Source organism: Psychrobacter sp. TB20-MNA-CIBAN-0197 (assembly GCF_040309765.1).
GTDB lineage: Bacteria > Pseudomonadota > Gammaproteobacteria > Pseudomonadales > Moraxellaceae > Psychrobacter > Psychrobacter submarinus.
This window is the reverse complement of record NZ_JBEOPC010000666.1, coordinates 1-268: the sequence shown is the minus strand read 5'-3', so window position 1 is coordinate 268 and position 268 is coordinate 1. Positions and strand designations below refer to the sequence as shown.

The window sequence follows — 268 nt, the reverse complement described above, 5'->3', positions numbered from 1 at the left end:
ATCTATTTGTCTTTTAAAAGGTGGTAGGGTGTCGAGCATGGCTTTACCGTATCGCTTAGTAACTAAGCGTCTATCGAGAATAGTAATACAGCCTTCATCACTCTCTTTTCGCAGCAGTCTACCACAGCTTTGTACCAATTTCTTTGCGGCATCTGGCACGGTAATCGTTAAAAACGGGTTACCACCTTTGCTTTGTACAAATTCTGCTTGCGCTTCTTCTATTGGCGAAGTAGGTACAGCAAACGGAATTTTAGTAATTATTAAGTTC

At 41.0% G+C, this 268-nt stretch carries 1 protein-coding gene; it reads right to left on the bottom strand.

Annotation, left to right across the window (positions count from 1 at the left end):
- Window positions 1-268 (bottom strand): helicase C-terminal domain-containing protein (locus AAEY83_RS15440; RefSeq protein WP_351060318.1); only part of this gene is annotated, 268 nt, incomplete at both ends.